The organism is Streptomyces mabaensis, assembly GCF_053763515.1.
Genome location: NZ_JBSOPZ010000002.1, coordinates 116,743 through 132,043, shown reverse-complemented (window position 1 = coordinate 132,043; position 15,301 = coordinate 116,743). Strand labels below are relative to the sequence as shown.

The 15,301-nt window shown below is 68.7% G+C and carries 13 protein-coding genes and 3 pseudogenes; 11 read left to right on the top strand and 5 right to left on the bottom strand.

What is annotated here, in order from left to right:
* Positions 1-4 precede the first annotated feature (4 nt).
* The 3 genes from ACWV17_RS02200 to ACWV17_RS02190 all read left to right on the top strand — a co-directional run bounded on the left by ACWV17_RS02200 (position 5) and on the right by ACWV17_RS02190 (position 2,489).
* Positions 5-1,162, top strand: a complete 1,158-nt coding sequence (locus ACWV17_RS02200; RefSeq protein WP_455358243.1) for a winged helix DNA-binding domain-containing protein — start codon at positions 5-7, stop codon at positions 1,160-1,162.
* 427 nt (positions 1,163-1,589) lie between these two features.
* A complete protein-coding gene (locus ACWV17_RS02195) occupies positions 1,590-1,955 on the top strand; it encodes a hypothetical protein (RefSeq protein ID WP_455358242.1) in 366 nt (121 codons plus the stop codon).
* Positions 1,956-1,973: 18 nt separating this feature from the next.
* Entirely contained in the window at positions 1,974-2,489 is a 516-nt protein-coding gene (locus ACWV17_RS02190) for a hypothetical protein (RefSeq protein ID WP_455358241.1), read from the top strand.
* A 69-nt stretch (positions 2,490-2,558) separates the two neighbouring features.
* Here the strand turns inward: ACWV17_RS02190 and ACWV17_RS02185 are convergent, their stop codons facing one another.
* Entirely contained in the window at positions 2,559-2,774 is a 216-nt protein-coding gene (locus ACWV17_RS02185) for a hypothetical protein (RefSeq protein WP_455358240.1), read from the bottom strand.
* Between the two features lie 358 nt (positions 2,775-3,132).
* Here ACWV17_RS02185 and ACWV17_RS02180 point away from each other — a divergent pair.
* The 3 genes and pseudogenes from ACWV17_RS02180 to ACWV17_RS02170 all read left to right on the top strand — a co-directional run.
* Positions 3,133-4,980 (top strand): annotated as a pseudogene (locus ACWV17_RS02180) (recombinase family protein); the annotation flags it as partial.
* 135 nt (positions 4,981-5,115) lie between these two features.
* Positions 5,116-5,487: pseudogene (locus ACWV17_RS02175) on the top strand (AMP-binding enzyme); the annotation flags it as partial.
* Complete coding sequence (locus ACWV17_RS02170) at positions 5,484-7,103, top strand: AMP-binding protein (RefSeq protein ID WP_455358239.1); 1,620 nt, start codon at positions 5,484-5,486, stop codon at positions 7,101-7,103. The pseudogene ACWV17_RS02175 and the gene ACWV17_RS02170, both read left to right, overlap by 4 nt.
* On the opposite strand, the gene ACWV17_RS02165 is transcribed toward ACWV17_RS02170, so the two are convergent.
* The 3 genes and pseudogenes from ACWV17_RS02165 to ACWV17_RS02155 all read right to left on the bottom strand — a co-directional run.
* Complete coding sequence (locus ACWV17_RS02165) at positions 7,088-7,576, bottom strand: glutathione peroxidase (protein ID WP_455358238.1); 489 nt, start codon at positions 7,574-7,576, stop codon at positions 7,088-7,090. The genes ACWV17_RS02170 and ACWV17_RS02165 overlap by 16 nt on opposite strands.
* Before the next feature lie 124 nt (positions 7,577-7,700).
* The gene (locus ACWV17_RS02160) at positions 7,701-8,213 is read right to left on the bottom strand and encodes a GNAT family N-acetyltransferase (protein ID WP_455358237.1); all 513 of its coding nucleotides are present in this window, start codon (positions 8,211-8,213) and stop codon (positions 7,701-7,703) included.
* A 28-nt stretch (positions 8,214-8,241) separates the two neighbouring features.
* A pseudogene (locus ACWV17_RS02155) lies at positions 8,242-8,667 on the bottom strand (hypothetical protein); the annotation flags it as partial.
* A 981-nt stretch (positions 8,668-9,648) separates the two neighbouring features.
* On the opposite strand from ACWV17_RS02155, the gene gcl reads away from it, so the two are divergent.
* A complete protein-coding gene (gene gcl, locus ACWV17_RS02150) occupies positions 9,649-11,433 on the top strand; it encodes a glyoxylate carboligase (protein WP_455358236.1) in 1,785 nt (594 codons plus the stop codon).
* A 110-nt stretch (positions 11,434-11,543) separates the two neighbouring features.
* On the opposite strand, the gene ACWV17_RS02145 is transcribed toward gcl, so the two are convergent.
* A complete protein-coding gene (locus ACWV17_RS02145; RefSeq protein WP_455352165.1) occupies positions 11,544-12,203 on the bottom strand; it encodes a FadR/GntR family transcriptional regulator in 660 nt (219 codons plus the stop codon).
* Between the two features lie 78 nt (positions 12,204-12,281).
* Between ACWV17_RS02145 and ACWV17_RS02140 the strand changes: the two genes are divergently transcribed.
* The 4 genes from ACWV17_RS02140 to ACWV17_RS02125 are packed head-to-tail and all read left to right on the top strand — an operon-like array spanning position 12,282 to position 15,278.
* A complete protein-coding gene (locus tag ACWV17_RS02140; protein WP_455358235.1) occupies positions 12,282-13,466 on the top strand; it encodes an amidohydrolase in 1,185 nt (394 codons plus the stop codon).
* Positions 13,463-14,689, top strand: a complete 1,227-nt coding sequence (locus ACWV17_RS02135; RefSeq protein ID WP_455358234.1) for an ABC transporter substrate-binding protein — start codon at positions 13,463-13,465, stop codon at positions 14,687-14,689. The genes ACWV17_RS02140 and ACWV17_RS02135 overlap by 4 nt, the downstream gene beginning before the upstream one ends.
* Positions 14,635-15,081, top strand: coding sequence for a hypothetical protein (locus ACWV17_RS02130; RefSeq protein WP_455358233.1), 447 nt, complete (start codon positions 14,635-14,637; stop codon positions 15,079-15,081). Before ACWV17_RS02135 ends, ACWV17_RS02130 begins: the two co-directional genes overlap by 55 nt.
* Positions 15,078-15,278: a hypothetical protein gene (locus ACWV17_RS02125; RefSeq protein ID WP_455358232.1), complete on the top strand. Its 201-nt coding sequence runs from the start codon at positions 15,078-15,080 to the stop codon at positions 15,276-15,278. The genes ACWV17_RS02130 and ACWV17_RS02125 overlap by 4 nt, the downstream gene beginning before the upstream one ends.
* Positions 15,279-15,301 lie beyond the last annotated feature (23 nt).

The following is a 15,301-nucleotide window of genomic DNA, read 5'->3' as shown; positions in this document are numbered from 1 at the left end:
GAGCATGGCCTCGAAGACCAATCCCGCACCCGGTCCCGCACCCCGTCCCGCACCCGGTCCCACGCGCGGCCCCGTGCTCGGTACGCGTGCCCTGAACCGCGCCACCCTGGCGCGCCAGCTCCTGCTCCGCCGTGCGGAGATGTCCGCCGAGGACGCCGTCGCGCACCTGCTCGGCCTCCAGGCGCAGAACGTCAAGCCGCCGTACTACCAGCTCTGGTCCCGGCTGGCGGGCTTCGACCCCGAAGAGCTGTCCGGCCTGATGGGCTCGCGCGCGGTCGTCCGTATCGTCTCCATGCGCTCCACCATCCACACCCACACCGCCGACGACGCGCTCACGCTGCGCCCGCTGGTCCAGGCCGCGCGGGACCGGGAACTGAAGATGTTCCGCGGAGGCCTGGCCGGGGTTGACCTGGACCGGCTCGCCGCGCTGAGCCGTGGCCTGGTCGAGGAGCGGCCCCGTACGATGCGGCAGATCCGCGAGGCGCTGCTGAGGGAATGGCCGTACGCCGACCCCCAGTCCCTGGGCGTCGCCGCCCGCTGCCTGCTCCCTCTCGTACAGGTCACTCCCCGCGGCATGTGGGGACGCAGCGGGCAGGTCACGCTCACCACCGCGGAGCACTGGCTCGGCCGCCCGTCCGCGCCGGTCCCGGCGCCCGACGAGACCGTACTGCGCTACCTGGCCGCGTTCGGGCCCGCCTCGGTCAAGGACATGCAGACCTGGTCGGGGCTGACCCGGCTGCGCGAGGCCTTCGAGCGACTGCGCCCGCGGCTGCTCACCTTCCGGGACGAGAAGGGGGCGGAACTCTTCGACGTACCCGACGCGCCCCGTCCGGACGAGGACACTCCGGCACCGCCGCGGTTCCTCCCGGAGTACGACAACCTGCTGCTCTCGCACGCCGATCGCAGCAGGCTCGTCCCGGCCGACACCAAGGGGCGTACGTGGAAGGGGAACCAGTCCCACTGCGTGCTCATGGTCGACGGCTTCCTGGCCGGGATCTGGCGGCTGGAGGAGAACGGGGAGAGCGCGGTCCTCACGGTCCAGCCCTTCGCCAGGCCGACCCGCGCCCAGCGCGCGGAGATCGAGGAGGAAGGCGCCAGGCTGCTGACCGGGATGACCTCGGCGTCCTCGCAGGACGTACGGTTCGCCGACCTCGGCGCCTGATCTGACATGACGTGACGGGATGTTGGGCGGGCGGTGGCGAGGGACGGGGCGGTGGCGCGGGGCGATCCCGACGCGGTTGTGCGCCGTGTTCAGGGCAGCAGGCCGGCCCGGCGCGCTGCCACCACCGCTTCCCAGCGGACGATCACAGGCTGAAGATCTTCCGCGCGGTCGCAACCCATTACGACACGAGGGCCTACGTCCTGCTCAGCACACGGCAGGAGGCTGCCAAGCAGCAGCTGGAGGCGGCCCTCGCACACCTCGCCGCCATCGAACGTAAGGTGGCCAGCCAGACCGACAACTTGGACAAGGACGAGCGGAGTATCCTCCGAGAGCACCTCCACGGGGCCAAGGTCGAGGTCAAGAACTGCAAGCGGTACATCTCCGCCGGGTGCCCTCGCGTCAGGGAGGCAAGCTAAAAGGGGTGGGGATGAACAAGAAGATCGCGGGGCTCACGGCTGCTGGGGCGCTCCTCGCAGGCACAGTCCTCTACAACGTCGCCTTCGCCGACGAGCGGGACGCCTGGTGCGACCACACGACCTGGATCCGCTCGGCCTCCAGCACGTACTACTACCTCTACCGTAACAACCCGCAACCTCGGGAAAAGATCGCCAAGTCGGCCGACTACGGCGGCTGGCTCATGACCAGCTACCAGGCATCCATGGACGAGGGCAGGCTTCCGCACGGTATCGAGGACGAGCTCCAGGACTGGTCCATGGCCCTCCAGGCAGAGATTGAGAACGGCTGCACCGTCGCCAGCCTCACCGACGGCGTCCTCGAGCACTGCAACAGCTGACCACCAAGGAAGACCACCATGAAGCACCGCAGCCCCGTCCTTGCCAGCACACTGCTAGCCGCCCTCGCACTCACCGGCTGCGGAAGCAGTACCGAGGATGCCAAGGCAACGCCGACCAACTCAGCCCCCAACACGCTGGCGACCGAGCCGACTGAGGATCCGGCGGCAAAGGCAAGCGAAGCAGCCGCCTCAGCGTCAGCTGCCTTCGAGGAAGCGATGCAGGACGCAGAGAACGCCCTGGGGGAGACCATCGGCGTCCATCCTGGCACCTACGAGATCACCGAAGATTCGCCGGACTACGAAGACCTCTCCAAAGCCCTCGATGACGAGTACATCGCCCCAGGCACCTACAAGAGCAAAGGCCCGGCCGACGGCTCCAGCAGCTGCTACTGGGCGCGAATGAGCGACGCTTCAGGCGATACCAGCTCCATCCTCGCCAACGACATCAGCGCCGGAAGCGCGATCGTGACCCTGAACGAGGGCGAGTTCTTCAAGACCTCCGGCTGCAAGCCCTGGACCAAGCAAGCCGACTGATCCGAGAAACGCAAAAAGCCCCCAGCCAAATGGCTGGGGGCTTAGTTGTGTTCTCCTAGATTTTCGAGGTCAGGGCTTGCTCAAGTACATGGGAATGCCGATCGCCACGGTGTACAGAAAGCCGACGGCGATCGTGATCCCGATAGCGGGTCCGGTGGGGGCCTTGGTCCAGACGTAAATCATGACGGCGACGAAACAGAGAATCCACCAAGACGCCAGCACCCACCATGCGCGGGTGTTCTGTTGGCGTTCCCGGGCCAACATCGATCGCTCGCTCTCGGACATGGGGCCACTCCTAACAGATTTTCGGGGGACCGAACTAGGCTCGCCCCATAGGAAACTCGGGGCGGAGTGGGATGGCATCCCAGGATATGGCAGAGGTAGTGCCTCTGTTCGGAGAAGAGAAGTCTCTTAGGCCGGACATCGAGGTCATCTGGACGCCAGCAGGGCAGCCGGACCCAGGACTGTACCGGCGGGTGCTGGAGCACCTCTTCCTCCACGAGGACCAGAACGAGGCAGAAGCGGCCTAAGTAGGGCCCCGTGGCTGGCCGTTGAGGGCTAGGATCTCTCCTACACAACGAGACGACCCCGGCAGCAGGGCATTGCCACCGGGGTCAGGCCAGTCCACCGGAGATGAACTGACATGAGCAATGCTCTCACAAGCGCCATCGGCGTTGCACAGCGGACCATCGCACCCGCCAGACTCCGTGCCGTCGACTACCTCCGGGTGTCAACAGCCGAGCAGCGCAAGGGCTACGGCATCGCCTACACGGGCAAGAAGACGGTCCGCCACATCGAGAAGAAGAACTGGGAGCACGTCAACACCTACGCCGACGAGGGCTACAGCGGCAGCCTGGACCACACGCAGCGACCTGACCTCAAGCGCCTCATGGCCGACGCCAAGCAGACACCTCGGCCGTTTGACGTCGTCGTGGTCTCCGAGGAGCGCGCCATCGGCCGCCGTGACCGCGCCTTCTGGCCTTGGGTCTGGGTCCTCGAAGACCTTGGCATCTTTGTTGCCGTAGTTCGGGGCGACTACGACAACACCACCGAAGAAGGCCGCTCCAAGATGCGCAAGGAGCAGGACAAGGCCGAAGACGAGCGCATCACCATCCGCGACCGCACGCAGGGTGGCGTCCAGGAGAAGGCTGAAATCGGCGGACACCCAGGAGGCGTCGCACCCTACCCCTACCGCATCGAGAACAAGGGTATTAAGGGCGAGAGCCGCATCGTCCTCGACAAGGGCGATGAGCGTGCCCCGTACTCCCTCATGCACCGTGCCTACGAGCACATCGTTGACGAGGGCATGAATTGCAGCGAGGTCGAAGACCTCTTCAACGCTGAGAAGATCCACGGTCCGACGCTGGACTACTGGCCCAGGGGATCGCTGCGTCACGTATTGACCAGCCAGGCCGTCCAGACCGCCAGCCGAACGTACCGTGACCCCAAGCAGCCCAAGGTCCGCCTCAATGACGACGGCGAACCTATTTTCGGCGAGACCGTGGTCATTGAGTACGAGCCCGTCTTCAACGACATTCAGCTCAAGAAGCTCAACAAGGCGCTCGAACGCACCAGTCGCAAGGGGCGTAAAGCCGAAGAATATTCGGTGCATCCGCTGAGTGAGCATCTTTTCGGGGTCTGCGAAAATTATTACACCGGAGTCCGCCGAACTGGGCGGGCAGGGGTAAGAGCCTACCGCTGTACTGGCACCGTCAAGGACTACAAGAACCCCAAGAAGGCCAAGTGTGAGTGCTCGCAAGTCGATGCTGATGCACTTGAGTACGTCGTCTGGCATCACGTATGCAAGCTCCTCGAAGAGCCTGACCGCCTGATGGCACTCTCCTCGGAGTGGGCGGAAATTGCCAGAGCCAACGAGATTGACTACGCAAGCCGAGTCCAGGATCTGGAAAATCAGATCGAGGAAATAGACGACCTCATCGACCTCACCACCGATGCAGCCACCCGACAGGCGGTACGCAAGAAGCTTTCCCGCGCCGAAGCCCGTCAGTACATCGAGAGTCGAATCAAGGCACACAACGAAGAGCGTGAGCAGCTCGTAGAACTGCGGGACCAGGCCATCTCCTGGCGTGAAGAAGTCGACCGCGCTCAGGAGCGAGCAGTCGACCTCGACAACCTCGCGAGAATGGCGCGGACTTCTCTGTACTCCATGACTCCTGAGCAGAAGGCCGACGTCATTGACTGGCTGGAGCTCAAGGTGACCATCACCGGAGAAATTCCGAGAAAGACCCGGAGTGACGACCTCATCGGCGCATGGTTCCGGGACAGAGAGCGTCTTGTCCCGCTGCTCACGGATGAGGCATGGGCGGCCGTTGAGCCAATTCTGGCGGCGCGCAAGGGGCGTAAGCCGAAGGACCCTCGGGGTCTCCTGGACTCCATGCTCCACAAGGCCCGTACCGGTTGCTCATGGATGAGTGCTCCTGTGCCGGGCGCGCAGAGCATCTGGGGTCGCTGGCTCCACCAGGGGCTCTGGGAGGCGCTCATGGATGCTCTGGCGACCTTCCCTGGTACTGCGCCGGTCTCCGAGGTCGCTCCGCTTCCTTCCTTGCGAGTGGAAGGCCGCGTGGATCCTCGTCTGTTCGTTGGGGACGATGAGTCGTCTACGGAGGATGCTCTGTTCAAGGCTTCCGACTACAAGATCTCGCCCTTCGAGCTGGAGAGCGCGCTGCTGGAGCACGAGGCGGTGGCCGAGGCGGCGGTCGTGCCCGCGCCCGATGCGTTGCGGCTGGCGGTGCCGAAGGCGTACGTCGTACTGGCGGAGGGGTGGGAGCCGGGGCCGGACACGGCGAAGGAGCTGTTCGCGCACTCGCGGGCGGTTCTGGCGCCGTACAAGCGGATCCGCCGGATCGAGTTCGCCGAGCTGCCGAAGACGATCTCCGGCAAGATCCGCCGGATCGAACTGCGCGAGCGTACGGCCGCGGGCTCGGAGAACGAGTACGCGGAGGACACGACGGGCGATGCGAAGGGGGATGCCCGATGACCGAGTTCTCGTACGCCCACGGGACCGGCAGCACCCCGCTGCTGGGCGACACGATCGGCCGGAATCTCGACCGGGCGATCGCCGCGTACCCCGACCGCGACGCGCTGGTGGACCTCCCGGCCGGGAAGCGCTGGACGTACGCCCAGTTCGGCGCGGCCGTGGACCGGCTGGCCCGCGCCCTGCTCGCGACCGGCGTCGAGAAGGGCGACCGCGTCGGCATCTGGGCCGTCAACTGCGCCGAGTGGGTACTGGTGCAGTACGCCACAGCCCGGATCGGCGCGATCATGGTGAACATCAACCCGGCCTACAGGGCGCACGAGCTGGAGTACGTACTGAAGCAGGCCGGGATCACGGTCCTGTTCGCCTCGCAGTCCCACAAGACCAGCGACTACCGGGCGCTCGTCGGGGAGGTCCGGCCACGCTGCCCCGAACTGCGCGCCGTCCACTACATCGGGGACAGTTCCTGGGACGCCCTCCTCGGTGCCGCGGACGGTGTCACCTCCGACCGACTGGCCGCCTGCGAGGCCGAGTTGTCCTGCGACGACCCGGTGAACATCCAGTACACCTCGGGCACCACCGGCTTCCCGAAAGGTGCGACGCTCTCCCACCACAACATCCTCAACAACGGCTACTTCGTGGGGGAGATGATCGGCTACACCGAGCAGGACCGGGTCTGCCTGCCGGTGCCCTTCTACCACTGCTTTGGCATGGTCATGGGCAACCTCGCCGCCACCTCGCACGGAGCGTGCATGGTGATCCCGGCCCCCTCGTTCGACCCGGTCGCCACCTTGCGGGCCGTGCAGCTGGAGCGCTGCACCTCGCTCTACGGGGTGCCGACCATGTTCATCGCCGAGCTGAACCTCCCCGACTTCGCGGAGTACGACCTCTCCACTCTCCGCACCGGGATCATGGCGGGCTCGCCCTGCCCGGTCGAGGTGATGAAGCGGGTGGTCGCCGAGATGCACATGGCGGAGGTCTCCATCTGTTACGGCATGACGGAGACGTCACCGGTCTCCACCCAGACCCGCCGGGACGACGACCTGGAGCGCCGCACCGGCACGGTCGGCCGGGTCCTCCCGCATGTCGAGGTGAAGATCACCGACCCGGCGACGGGCACGACCCTGCCGCGCGGTGAGGCGGGCGAGCTGTGCACGCGGGGGTACAGCGTGATGCTGGGCTACTGGGACGAGCCGGAGAAGACTGCGGAGGCGGTGGACGCGGGCCGCTGGATGCACACCGGTGACCTGGCCGTGATGCGGGACGACGGCTACGTACAGATCGTCGGCCGGATCAAGGACATGATCATCAGGGGCGGCGAGAACGTCTATCCGCGCGAGATCGAGGAGTTCCTGTACGGCCATCCGAAGATCGCCGACGTCCAGGTGGTCGGGGTTCCGGACGAGCGGTACGGCGAGGAGATCCTCGCCTGCGTCATCCCCCGTGACCCTGCGGACCCGCCGACCCTGGGCGAGCTGACCGAGTACTGCACCGGCCGGCTCGCCCACTACAAGATCCCGCGGGACTTGCGGGTCCTGGAGTCCTTCCCGATGACGGTCAGCGGGAAGGTCCGCAAGATCGAGCTGCGCGAGCGGTACGCGGGTCAGGCGGACAGCTGAGCCTCGATGGCCGCGACGACCTCCGCGGCCTCGGGCTCGGTGGCCGGACGGAAGCGGGCGACGACCTCACCCTGCGGGGAGATCAGGAACTTCTCGAAGTTCCAGGTGATGTCGCCCGCCTCACCGGCGGCGTCCGCGGTGTTCGTCAGCTCGGCGTACAGCGGGTGCCGGCCGGCGCCGTTGACCTCGGTCTTCTCCAGCAGGGGGAAGGTCACGCCGTAGCTGACCGAGCAGAAGGTCTGGATCTCCTCGGAGCTGCCCGGCTCCTGGCCGCCGAACTGGTTGCAGGGCACGCCGAGGACGGTGAACCCGCGCTCGGCGTACTTCTGCTGGAGCCGCTCGAGGCCTTCGTACTGCGGGGTGAGTCCGCACTTGGACGCCACGTTCACCAGCAGGACGGCCTGGCCCTGGTAGGCGCCCAGGGTGGTGGGCTCGCCGGTCAGGGTGTGGAGGGGGATGTCGGTCAGACGCATGAGGGCTCCTCGGCAGAAAAAGCGTGCACGCCCGATGATGCCTTGTGGGGGGCGGCTATCGCAGCGCGCGTGTCATGGCGTGCGCCCGCGGGCTCGCGGCGCCGGCTCAGGGGGCGGCGCCGGCTCAGAGATCGCGCCGCATGCACAGTCGGGGCCACCGGTCCAGGCCGTGCGCTGCCTCGGCGCGCAGGATCTCGCGCAGCCCGGGGGTGAGGGCGGGGCCGTCGACGACGTGGAAGCCGAGCCGGGCGTAGTAGGGCGCGTTCCACGGGACCTCGGCGAAGGTCGTCAGGGTGAGGGCGGCCAGGCCCTGGGCGTACGCGTGGGCGGCGAGATGGTCGATGAGCGCCCGGCCGAGACCGCGGCGGGCGGCGGCCGGATGGACCGAGATCTGCTCGATGTGGGCGGCGCGGTCGACCACCTCGGTGATCAGGTAGGCGACCGGGCGGTCCCGCTCGTCGGTGGCGACCCAGGCGCGTCCGGCGCTCTGGAAGCGGGCCAGCAGGTCGAGCGGCGGCGGTTCGTCGTCGGCGATCGCCGCCATGCCGAGGGCGCGGAAGGGCTCACCGGCGGCGCGTTCGATGTCCTGGAGCGCGGGCAGCTCCGCGGCGCTCGCGAGGCGGATGGCGGCTGGCATGGGACGAGTATCGCGCTCGGCGCGGGCATCAGGCCCCGGTGCTGAGGAGTTCGTCCGCGGGGTCGTTGACGGGCTGGGGTACGCCGGTGAGATCCATGACGAACAGCGGGATGCCGAGGTCGTCGGCGCGGGCCCTGGCCTCGTCCGTATATCCGGCGAGGGAGAAGAAGACGCTGACGGCGGAGGTGGTGAGCCCGTTGAGCCAGAGGCATTCGATGTCCCGGAGAACCGCGGGCCGGGTGCTGGGGTCGACCTGGGCGACCAGCCCCGGGGCACGGAGGTCGATGCCTGACGCGGGCCGTCTCTCCGGCTGCCGTACGTCGCGGAAGCCGAGCCAGCGGAGGTAGAGGGCGGCGGCCGTGACGGCGTCCCGGCCAGTCCGGATGGTCACCGGCTGGAAGTCGGGCCGCGGGGCCGCGACGGCGGGCGGCAGCGGCCCACGGGCCGGCCGAACACCGTCGGCGCCATTCCCGGCACCCCCGCCCGGGCCCACGACACCCCCGGCCGCCCCGGCGCCGCTCGCGCCACCGGCCGCACCGGCGCGATCGACACCGCAGGCGTCCATCGCACCCCCGGCACTTCCCCGGCCCCCGGCCGCACCGCCATAGCCTGCGGCCCCTGCCGCGCCAGCGCCTCCGCCGCCTGTACTTCCGGCCGCGCCGGCGTGATCGGCACCGCCGGCGTCCGTCGCACCCCCGGCACCGCCCCCGCCCCCGGCCGCACCGCCATGGCCTGCCGCCCCGGCCGCACCGGGGCTGTCGGCCCCTTCGGTGCCGCCTGCGCGGCCGGCTGCCGCAGCATCGCCGATATCCCCGGCTGTCCAAGCCCTCGAAGTCCCGAAGCCCCTGGCCGCACCGGCACCGCCCACGCCCCCGGCCGAGTCGGCATCGGCCGGGCCCCCGGCGGCACACCCGCCGCCCGCACCCGCGTCGTCCGCGGCGGCGGGCCCTTGGCCAGGGGTGGGTGGGAGGGGGTGGACCGGGATGCGGGCCACCGTGCCGCAGGTCGCGCAGCCGAACTCCGGCTGGGGCCATTCGTCCTCGCGCCCGCACGCGCGACAGCGCACGGCCACCCAGGAGTCCGTCCAGGTCCGGTGGGTCAGCGGGGCCAGCGGCGCGCCCCGTACCAGCGGCGGTGCGATCGGCGCTCCGCAGGCGCACGGGAAGACCGGGGGAGCGTACGCGTGCTCGCGGTCGCAGCCCGGGCAGCGCAGCGGCACGGTCTCCGCCATGGGCGGCCTCCAGCTTTGCTCAGTCACGTCGTCGCCGTACGTGCCCCATCGTCCACCAAGAGCGATGCGTTGGGGAGAGTCTGCCGCCTTTCGTACCGGTCGTACGGGCCATTGCCTTGACGTGCTCCCTGAGTCCCTCCTACATTGTTCCGTATAGCAGAACAAGACTTCCGCATTATGGAAATCGGCACGCAGGAGTACACGATGCCTCGAATGACAGCCGCAGCCGCGGCAGTTGAGATCCTCAAGCGCGAAGGCGTTGACGTCGCGTTCGGCGTGCCCGGCGCCGCGATCAACCCCTTCTACCGCGAGCTCAAGAACGTCGGTGGCATCGGGCACACGCTGGCCCGCCACGTCGAGGGCGCCTCGCACATGGCCGAGGGCTACACCCGCGCCAAGGCGGGCAACATCGGTGTCTGCATCGGTACGTCCGGCCCCGCCGGCACCGACATGATCACCGGCCTGTACTCGGCGATCGCGGACTCGATCCCGATCCTGTGCATCACCGGCCAGGCCCCGGTCTCGAAGCTCCACAAGGAGGACTTCCAGGCCGTCGACATCGCCTCGATCGCCAAGCCGGTCACCAAGGCCGCGACCACCGTCCTGGAGGCCGCCCAGGTCCCCGGCGTCTTCCAGCAGGCGTTCCACCTGATGCGCTCCGGCCGTCCCGGTCCGGTCCTCATCGACCTGCCGATCGACGTCCAGCTCACCGAGATCGAGTTCGACCCGGAGACGTACGAGCCGCTGCCGGTCTACAAGCCGTCCGCGACCCGCGCCCAGGCCGAGAAGGCGCTGAACTTCCTGCTGGAGTCCGAGCGCCCGCTGATCGTCGCCGGTGGCGGCATCATCAACGCCGACGCCTCCGACCTGCTGGTCGAGTTCGCCGAGCTGACGGGCATCCCGGTCATCTCCACGCTCATGGGCTGGGGCACCATCCCGGACGACCACGAGCTGGCCGCCGGCATGGTCGGTGTCCAGACCGCGCACCGCTACGGCAACGCGACCTTCCTGGAGTCGGACTTCGTCCTCGGCATCGGCAACCGCTGGGCCAACCGCCACACCGGTTACAACATGGAGGCCTACACCAAGGGCCGCAAGTTCGTCCACGTCGACATCGAGCCCACCCAGCTCGGCAAGATCTTTGCCCCGGACTACGGCATCGCCTCTGACGCCAAGGTCGCACTGGAGCTCTTCATCGAGATCGCCAAGGAGCTCAAGGCCGCGGGCAAGCTGCCCGACTTCAGCGCCTGGGCCGCCTCCGCGCAGGGGCGCAAGGCCACCCTGCAGCGCCGCACGCACTTCGACAACATCCCCCTGAAGCCGCAGCGCGTCTACGAGGAGATGAACAAGGCGTTCGGCCCGGAGACCCGCTACGTCACCACCATCGGCCTCTCCCAGATCGCCGCTGCGCAGTTCCTGCACGTCTACCGGCCGCGCCACTGGATCAACTGCGGCCAGGCCGGCCCGCTCGGCTGGACCATCCCCGCCGCGATCGGCGCCGCCACCGCGGACCCGGAGACCCCGATCGTCGCCCTCTCCGGCGACTACGACTTCCAGTTCATGATCGAGGAGCTGGCGGTCGCCGCCCAGCACAAGGTCCCCTACGTCCACGTTCTCGTGAACAACGCGTACCTGGGCCTGATCCGTCAGGCGCAGGGCAACCTGGGCATCAACTTCGAGGTCAACCTCGAGTTCGAGAACATCAACACCCCGGAGCTCGGCGTCTACGGCGTCGACCACGTCAAGGTCGCCGAAGGCCTGGGCGTCAAGGCCATCCGCGTCACCGACCCGGAGAAGCTGGGCGAGGCCTTCGAGGAGGCCAAGAAGCTGGCCGTCGAGCACCAGGTCCCGGTCGTCGTCGAGGCCATCCTGGAGCGCATCACCAACATCGCGATGAGCAAGACGGTCGACATGAGCGACGTCACGGAGTTCGAAGAGCTGGCCACCGAGCCGGGCCACGCCCCCACGGCGATCCGCCCGCTGGTCTGAGCCTTCGGCTCGCCCCGCAGCACCGCAGCGGCCCCCCGTCCCTTCCGGGACGGGGGGCCGTTCGGTGTCTCGGGCGCCCTGACGGCCGCGGACACCCGCCCCGCGCGTACCTACACCTCGATGATCGCCAGCGCCGCCGTGTCCGCCGCCACCGGATCCCCCGCCTCGATCGCGCGGAACAGCGCGAGGTGCGCGTCCGTCGTGGAGTGCTCCATGTGGTCGGCGAGGATGGTGTCCCGCAGGGCCTCACTCAGCGTCCGGTACAGGTCGTGCAGAAGCTGGTTCTGGGTGGCTCGCGCCACGCACAGGTGGAACTCCACGTCGGCGTCGGCGAAAACCTCCAACTCTCCCTTGTCAAAAGCTGCCTGACGACGAGTCAGTATGTCCTGAAGCTCTCTCAGATCGGCGTCCGTGCGGCGTGTGGCGGCGATCCTCGCGGCCACCAGGTCCAGCCCCCGCCGCACCTCCTCCACGTCCCGCTCGGCGACGCTCTCCAGCATCCGCCGGAAGGCGACGGCCGCCTCGTCCGTCGCCGTGACATACGTCCCGTCGCCCTGACGTGTCGCGAGCAGCCCGGTGTGCACCAGCGCACGCACCGCTTCCCGCACGGAGAGCCGGCTCACGCCAAGGGCCTGTACCAGCTGACTCTCGGAGGGGATCTTCTCCCCGACCTGCCAGCGTCCGGCGGCGATCTCCTCCCGTAGCTCCGCGATCGCCGCGTCCACCAGTGACTTCCGCCCGACGTTCTTCATGTGTGCTTTCGGTTCCACTCCGGCGACCCCCTTCTCCACTCATCAGATGTCTGATAACTCTATCCGGCATCACCCAACGAAGAGGGAGATGCCTGCATGACCCATGTACGGATATCAGCGGTGCGGCCCATGGGCGGGCCGCCCCGTGATCTGCTCATCATGGACGGCCGGATCGCCGAAGCGGTGCCCGCCGCCGGGATCGACGTCGTCGACGGCGGGAGCTTGCTCGCCCTGCCCGCTCCCGTCGACGCCCACATCCACCCCGACAAGACCACCTGGGGCGGACCCTGGCTCAGCCGTGAGCCCGCAAGCGGACTGGGCGATCTCATCGCGTACGACGCCTCCGTACGCGCCGGAATGGCACCGGTCGCCGAGCGCGCCGGCGCCCTGTTCGACCGCGCGATCGCCCGAGGCACCCGCGCCCTGCGCGCCCACGCCGACGTGGCCCCGCAGTACGGACTGGCCAACATCCACGGCGTGCGGCAGGCGGCCGCCGAGCGCGCCGACCTGATCGACGTGCAGATCGTGGCGTTCCCGCAGCTCGGCGTCCTCGCCGCGCCCGGCACGGCCGCCCTTCTGGAGCAGGCCCTGGACGAGGGTGCGGACCTCGTCGGCGGCATCGACCCGGTCGGCATGGACGGTGACCGCGACGGTCAGCTGGACCTGCTCTTCGGACTGGCCGAGCGCAGGGGGGTCCCGCTGGACATCCACCTGCACGACGGGGGCGCGTCCGGCCTCGCGCAGCTCACCGCGATCGCCCGGCGTACGGCGGCGCTCGCACTGCACGGCCGGGTCACCGTCAGCCACGCGTTCTGCCTCGCGGACTGCCCGCCCGCCGAACTGGACCCGGTGGCCGCACTGCTGGCCGAGGCAGGAGTCGCGGTCACCACCTGTGCGCTGGGCACCGACCCCGTCGTCCCCATCGGGCCACTGACGGCGGCCGGGGTCCGGGTCGCGGTGGGTTCGGACGGGGTACGCGACCCGTGGACGCCGTTCGGGGACGGCGACATGATCACGCGCGCCCACCTCCTCGCGTACCGCACCGATGCCCGCACCGACGCCGAACTGGCCGCCTGCTACACGCTGGTCGCCGACGGCGGCGCCGACCTGCTCGGCCTGGAGCGCTGCGCCTTCCGGCCCGGCGACCCGGCCGACTTCGTGCTGGTGGACGCCGCCTCCGTCGCGCAGGCCGTCGTCGACCGTCCGTTGCCCCGGCTGGTCGTGCGCGGCGGCCGGGTGATCGCCCGTGACGGCGAACTCCTCGAAGGAGCGACCCGTTGAGAACTCGCATGGTGTCGCGACGGCTCGCCTGCGCCGCGGCCTTCGCCCTCGCGCTCAGCGCCTGCGGCCAGGGCGGGCCGGGCGGACTGCGCCCCGCCGTGCCCCTGGACCTGAGGACATCGACCCCCAGGGCGGCGAAGCCGCTGGACTCCATCACCTGGAACCTGCCCTACGAGCCGCAGGGGATCGATCCGATCACCTCATTCAACTACGCCGAGAACACGGTCCTTTCAAACCTCTGTGAGAGCCTGCTGCGGCTCACGCCGGACTTCGAGATCAAACCGGGCCTGGCGAGCAGAGCGGCGAACCCGGCCCCCACGGTCTGGGTCTACACGATCCGCGACGGAGTGACCTTCTGGGACGGCTCCCCGCTGACCGCCGAAGACGTGGCCGCGAGCCTGAACCGGCACCTGGACCCCGGCCTGGGCACCTGGTGGGGCGACTACTTCCAGAACGTGAAGACGATCGAGGCGACCGGGCCGCTCCAGGTCACGGTCACGCTCAAGCAGCCTGACGCGCTGTTCAACCAGGCGATGGCGACCGCCGCCGGCGCGGTCGCGCAGAAGGCGCAGATGGAGCGGGCGGGCAAGGACTTCGGCACTCCGAAGCAGGGGGTGATGTGCACCGGCCCGTTCAAGTTCGACCGCTGGCGCTCCGGTGACTCGCTGACGATCGTCCGCAACGACCGCTACTGGGACCCCGCGCTCAGAGCGCTGTCGAAGTCCATCACGTTCCGCTTCATCGCCGACGAGACGACCGCCGTGAACGCGCTGCGCTCCGGTGAGATCGACGGCCAGTACTTCTATCTGCCGCCCGCCGCGATCTCCCAGCTCCAGCAGTCGCCGACCGGCAAGGTCACCCTCGGCAGGTCGCTGACGTTCTGGGCGCTGCTGGGTGCCACCAACAAGGGCCCGTACGGCGATCCGAGGGTCCGCGAGGCGCTGTCCCACGCGCTGGACCGGGACGCCCTCGGGGCCGCCGTCTTCCAGGGGACGGCCGCCCCGGAGCGCGCCATGGCCGGACCCGCGTCCTGGGGCTACGAGAAGGACGTCTTCAAGGCGGCGTACGACCGGCTCCCGGACGGCAAGGCCGATCTGGAGAAGGCCAGGAAGCTCCTGGAGGGCGCCCCGAAGGGCACCATCACGATCGGGGTGCAGGGCGTTCGGCCGTGCACGAGCAGACCGGCAATCTCATCAAGGCGACCGGCGAGCAACTCGGCCTGAAGATCAACATCCGGGTGGTCCCGGTGGAGCAGTACGGCACCCTCTACACCGACGCCAAGGCCCGTGAGGGCATCGACGCGTTCCTCTCCACCTGGTACGGCAACGTTCCCGACCCGCTGGACACCTACACGGTGTTCCTGTCCGGCGGCAACAACAACTTCAGCGGCTTCGACGGCGTGGACGCCGACATCAAACGGGCCCGCGCCGAGTCCGATCCGGCGAAACGGGCGCGGATCGTCACCGGCATCCAGCAGAAGGTCGCCCGCGACGTGACCTGGATGCCGCTCAACAACCTCCCGGTGATCCTCTACATGAGCGACCGGATCACTGGCGCGGTGCCGTCGTTCCCGTACCTCTACCACCCGTGGGCCTCAGGACTGGGGGGCAAGTGAAACTCGACAGCCGAAAAGCGCTGCTCACCTCCGGCACCACCCGCTTCCTCGTCAACCGGCTGCTGGGCCTGGTCGAAGCGACGCGAAGCGTCGCAACGTCCTGCTACAGTGCTCAACGCTCGGCAACGACAACCAAGTTGCTGAGCTTTCTCGGGCGGATCTCGCATTCGCCCCGGTTGCGGGAAGCGCAGTCGTAAGGCGGACCTGAGAGCCGTCCAAC

Excerpts from the sequence above, each read along its gene's own strand:
- ACWV17_RS02200 (WP_455358243.1), top strand. The coding sequence starts at position 5 with ATGGCCTCGAAGACCAATCCCGCACCCGGTCCCGCACCCCGTCCCGCA.
- ACWV17_RS02195 (WP_455358242.1), top strand. The coding sequence starts at position 1,590 with ATGAACAAGAAGATCGCGGGGCTCACGGCTGCTGGGGCGCTCCTCGCA.
- ACWV17_RS02190 (WP_455358241.1), top strand. The coding sequence starts at position 1,974 with ATGAAGCACCGCAGCCCCGTCCTTGCCAGCACACTGCTAGCCGCCCTC.
- ACWV17_RS02185 (WP_455358240.1), bottom strand. The coding sequence starts at position 2,774 with ATGTCCGAGAGCGAGCGATCGATGTTGGCCCGGGAACGCCAACAGAAC.
- ACWV17_RS02170 (WP_455358239.1), top strand. The coding sequence starts at position 5,484 with ATGACCGAGTTCTCGTACGCCCACGGGACCGGCAGCACCCCGCTGCTG.
- ACWV17_RS02165 (WP_455358238.1), bottom strand. The coding sequence starts at position 7,576 with ATGCGTCTGACCGACATCCCCCTCCACACCCTGACCGGCGAGCCCACC.
- ACWV17_RS02160 (WP_455358237.1), bottom strand. The coding sequence starts at position 8,213 with ATGCCAGCCGCCATCCGCCTCGCGAGCGCCGCGGAGCTGCCCGCGCTC.
- gcl (WP_455358236.1), top strand. The coding sequence starts at position 9,649 with ATGCCTCGAATGACAGCCGCAGCCGCGGCAGTTGAGATCCTCAAGCGC.
- ACWV17_RS02140 (WP_455358235.1), top strand. The coding sequence starts at position 12,282 with ATGACCCATGTACGGATATCAGCGGTGCGGCCCATGGGCGGGCCGCCC.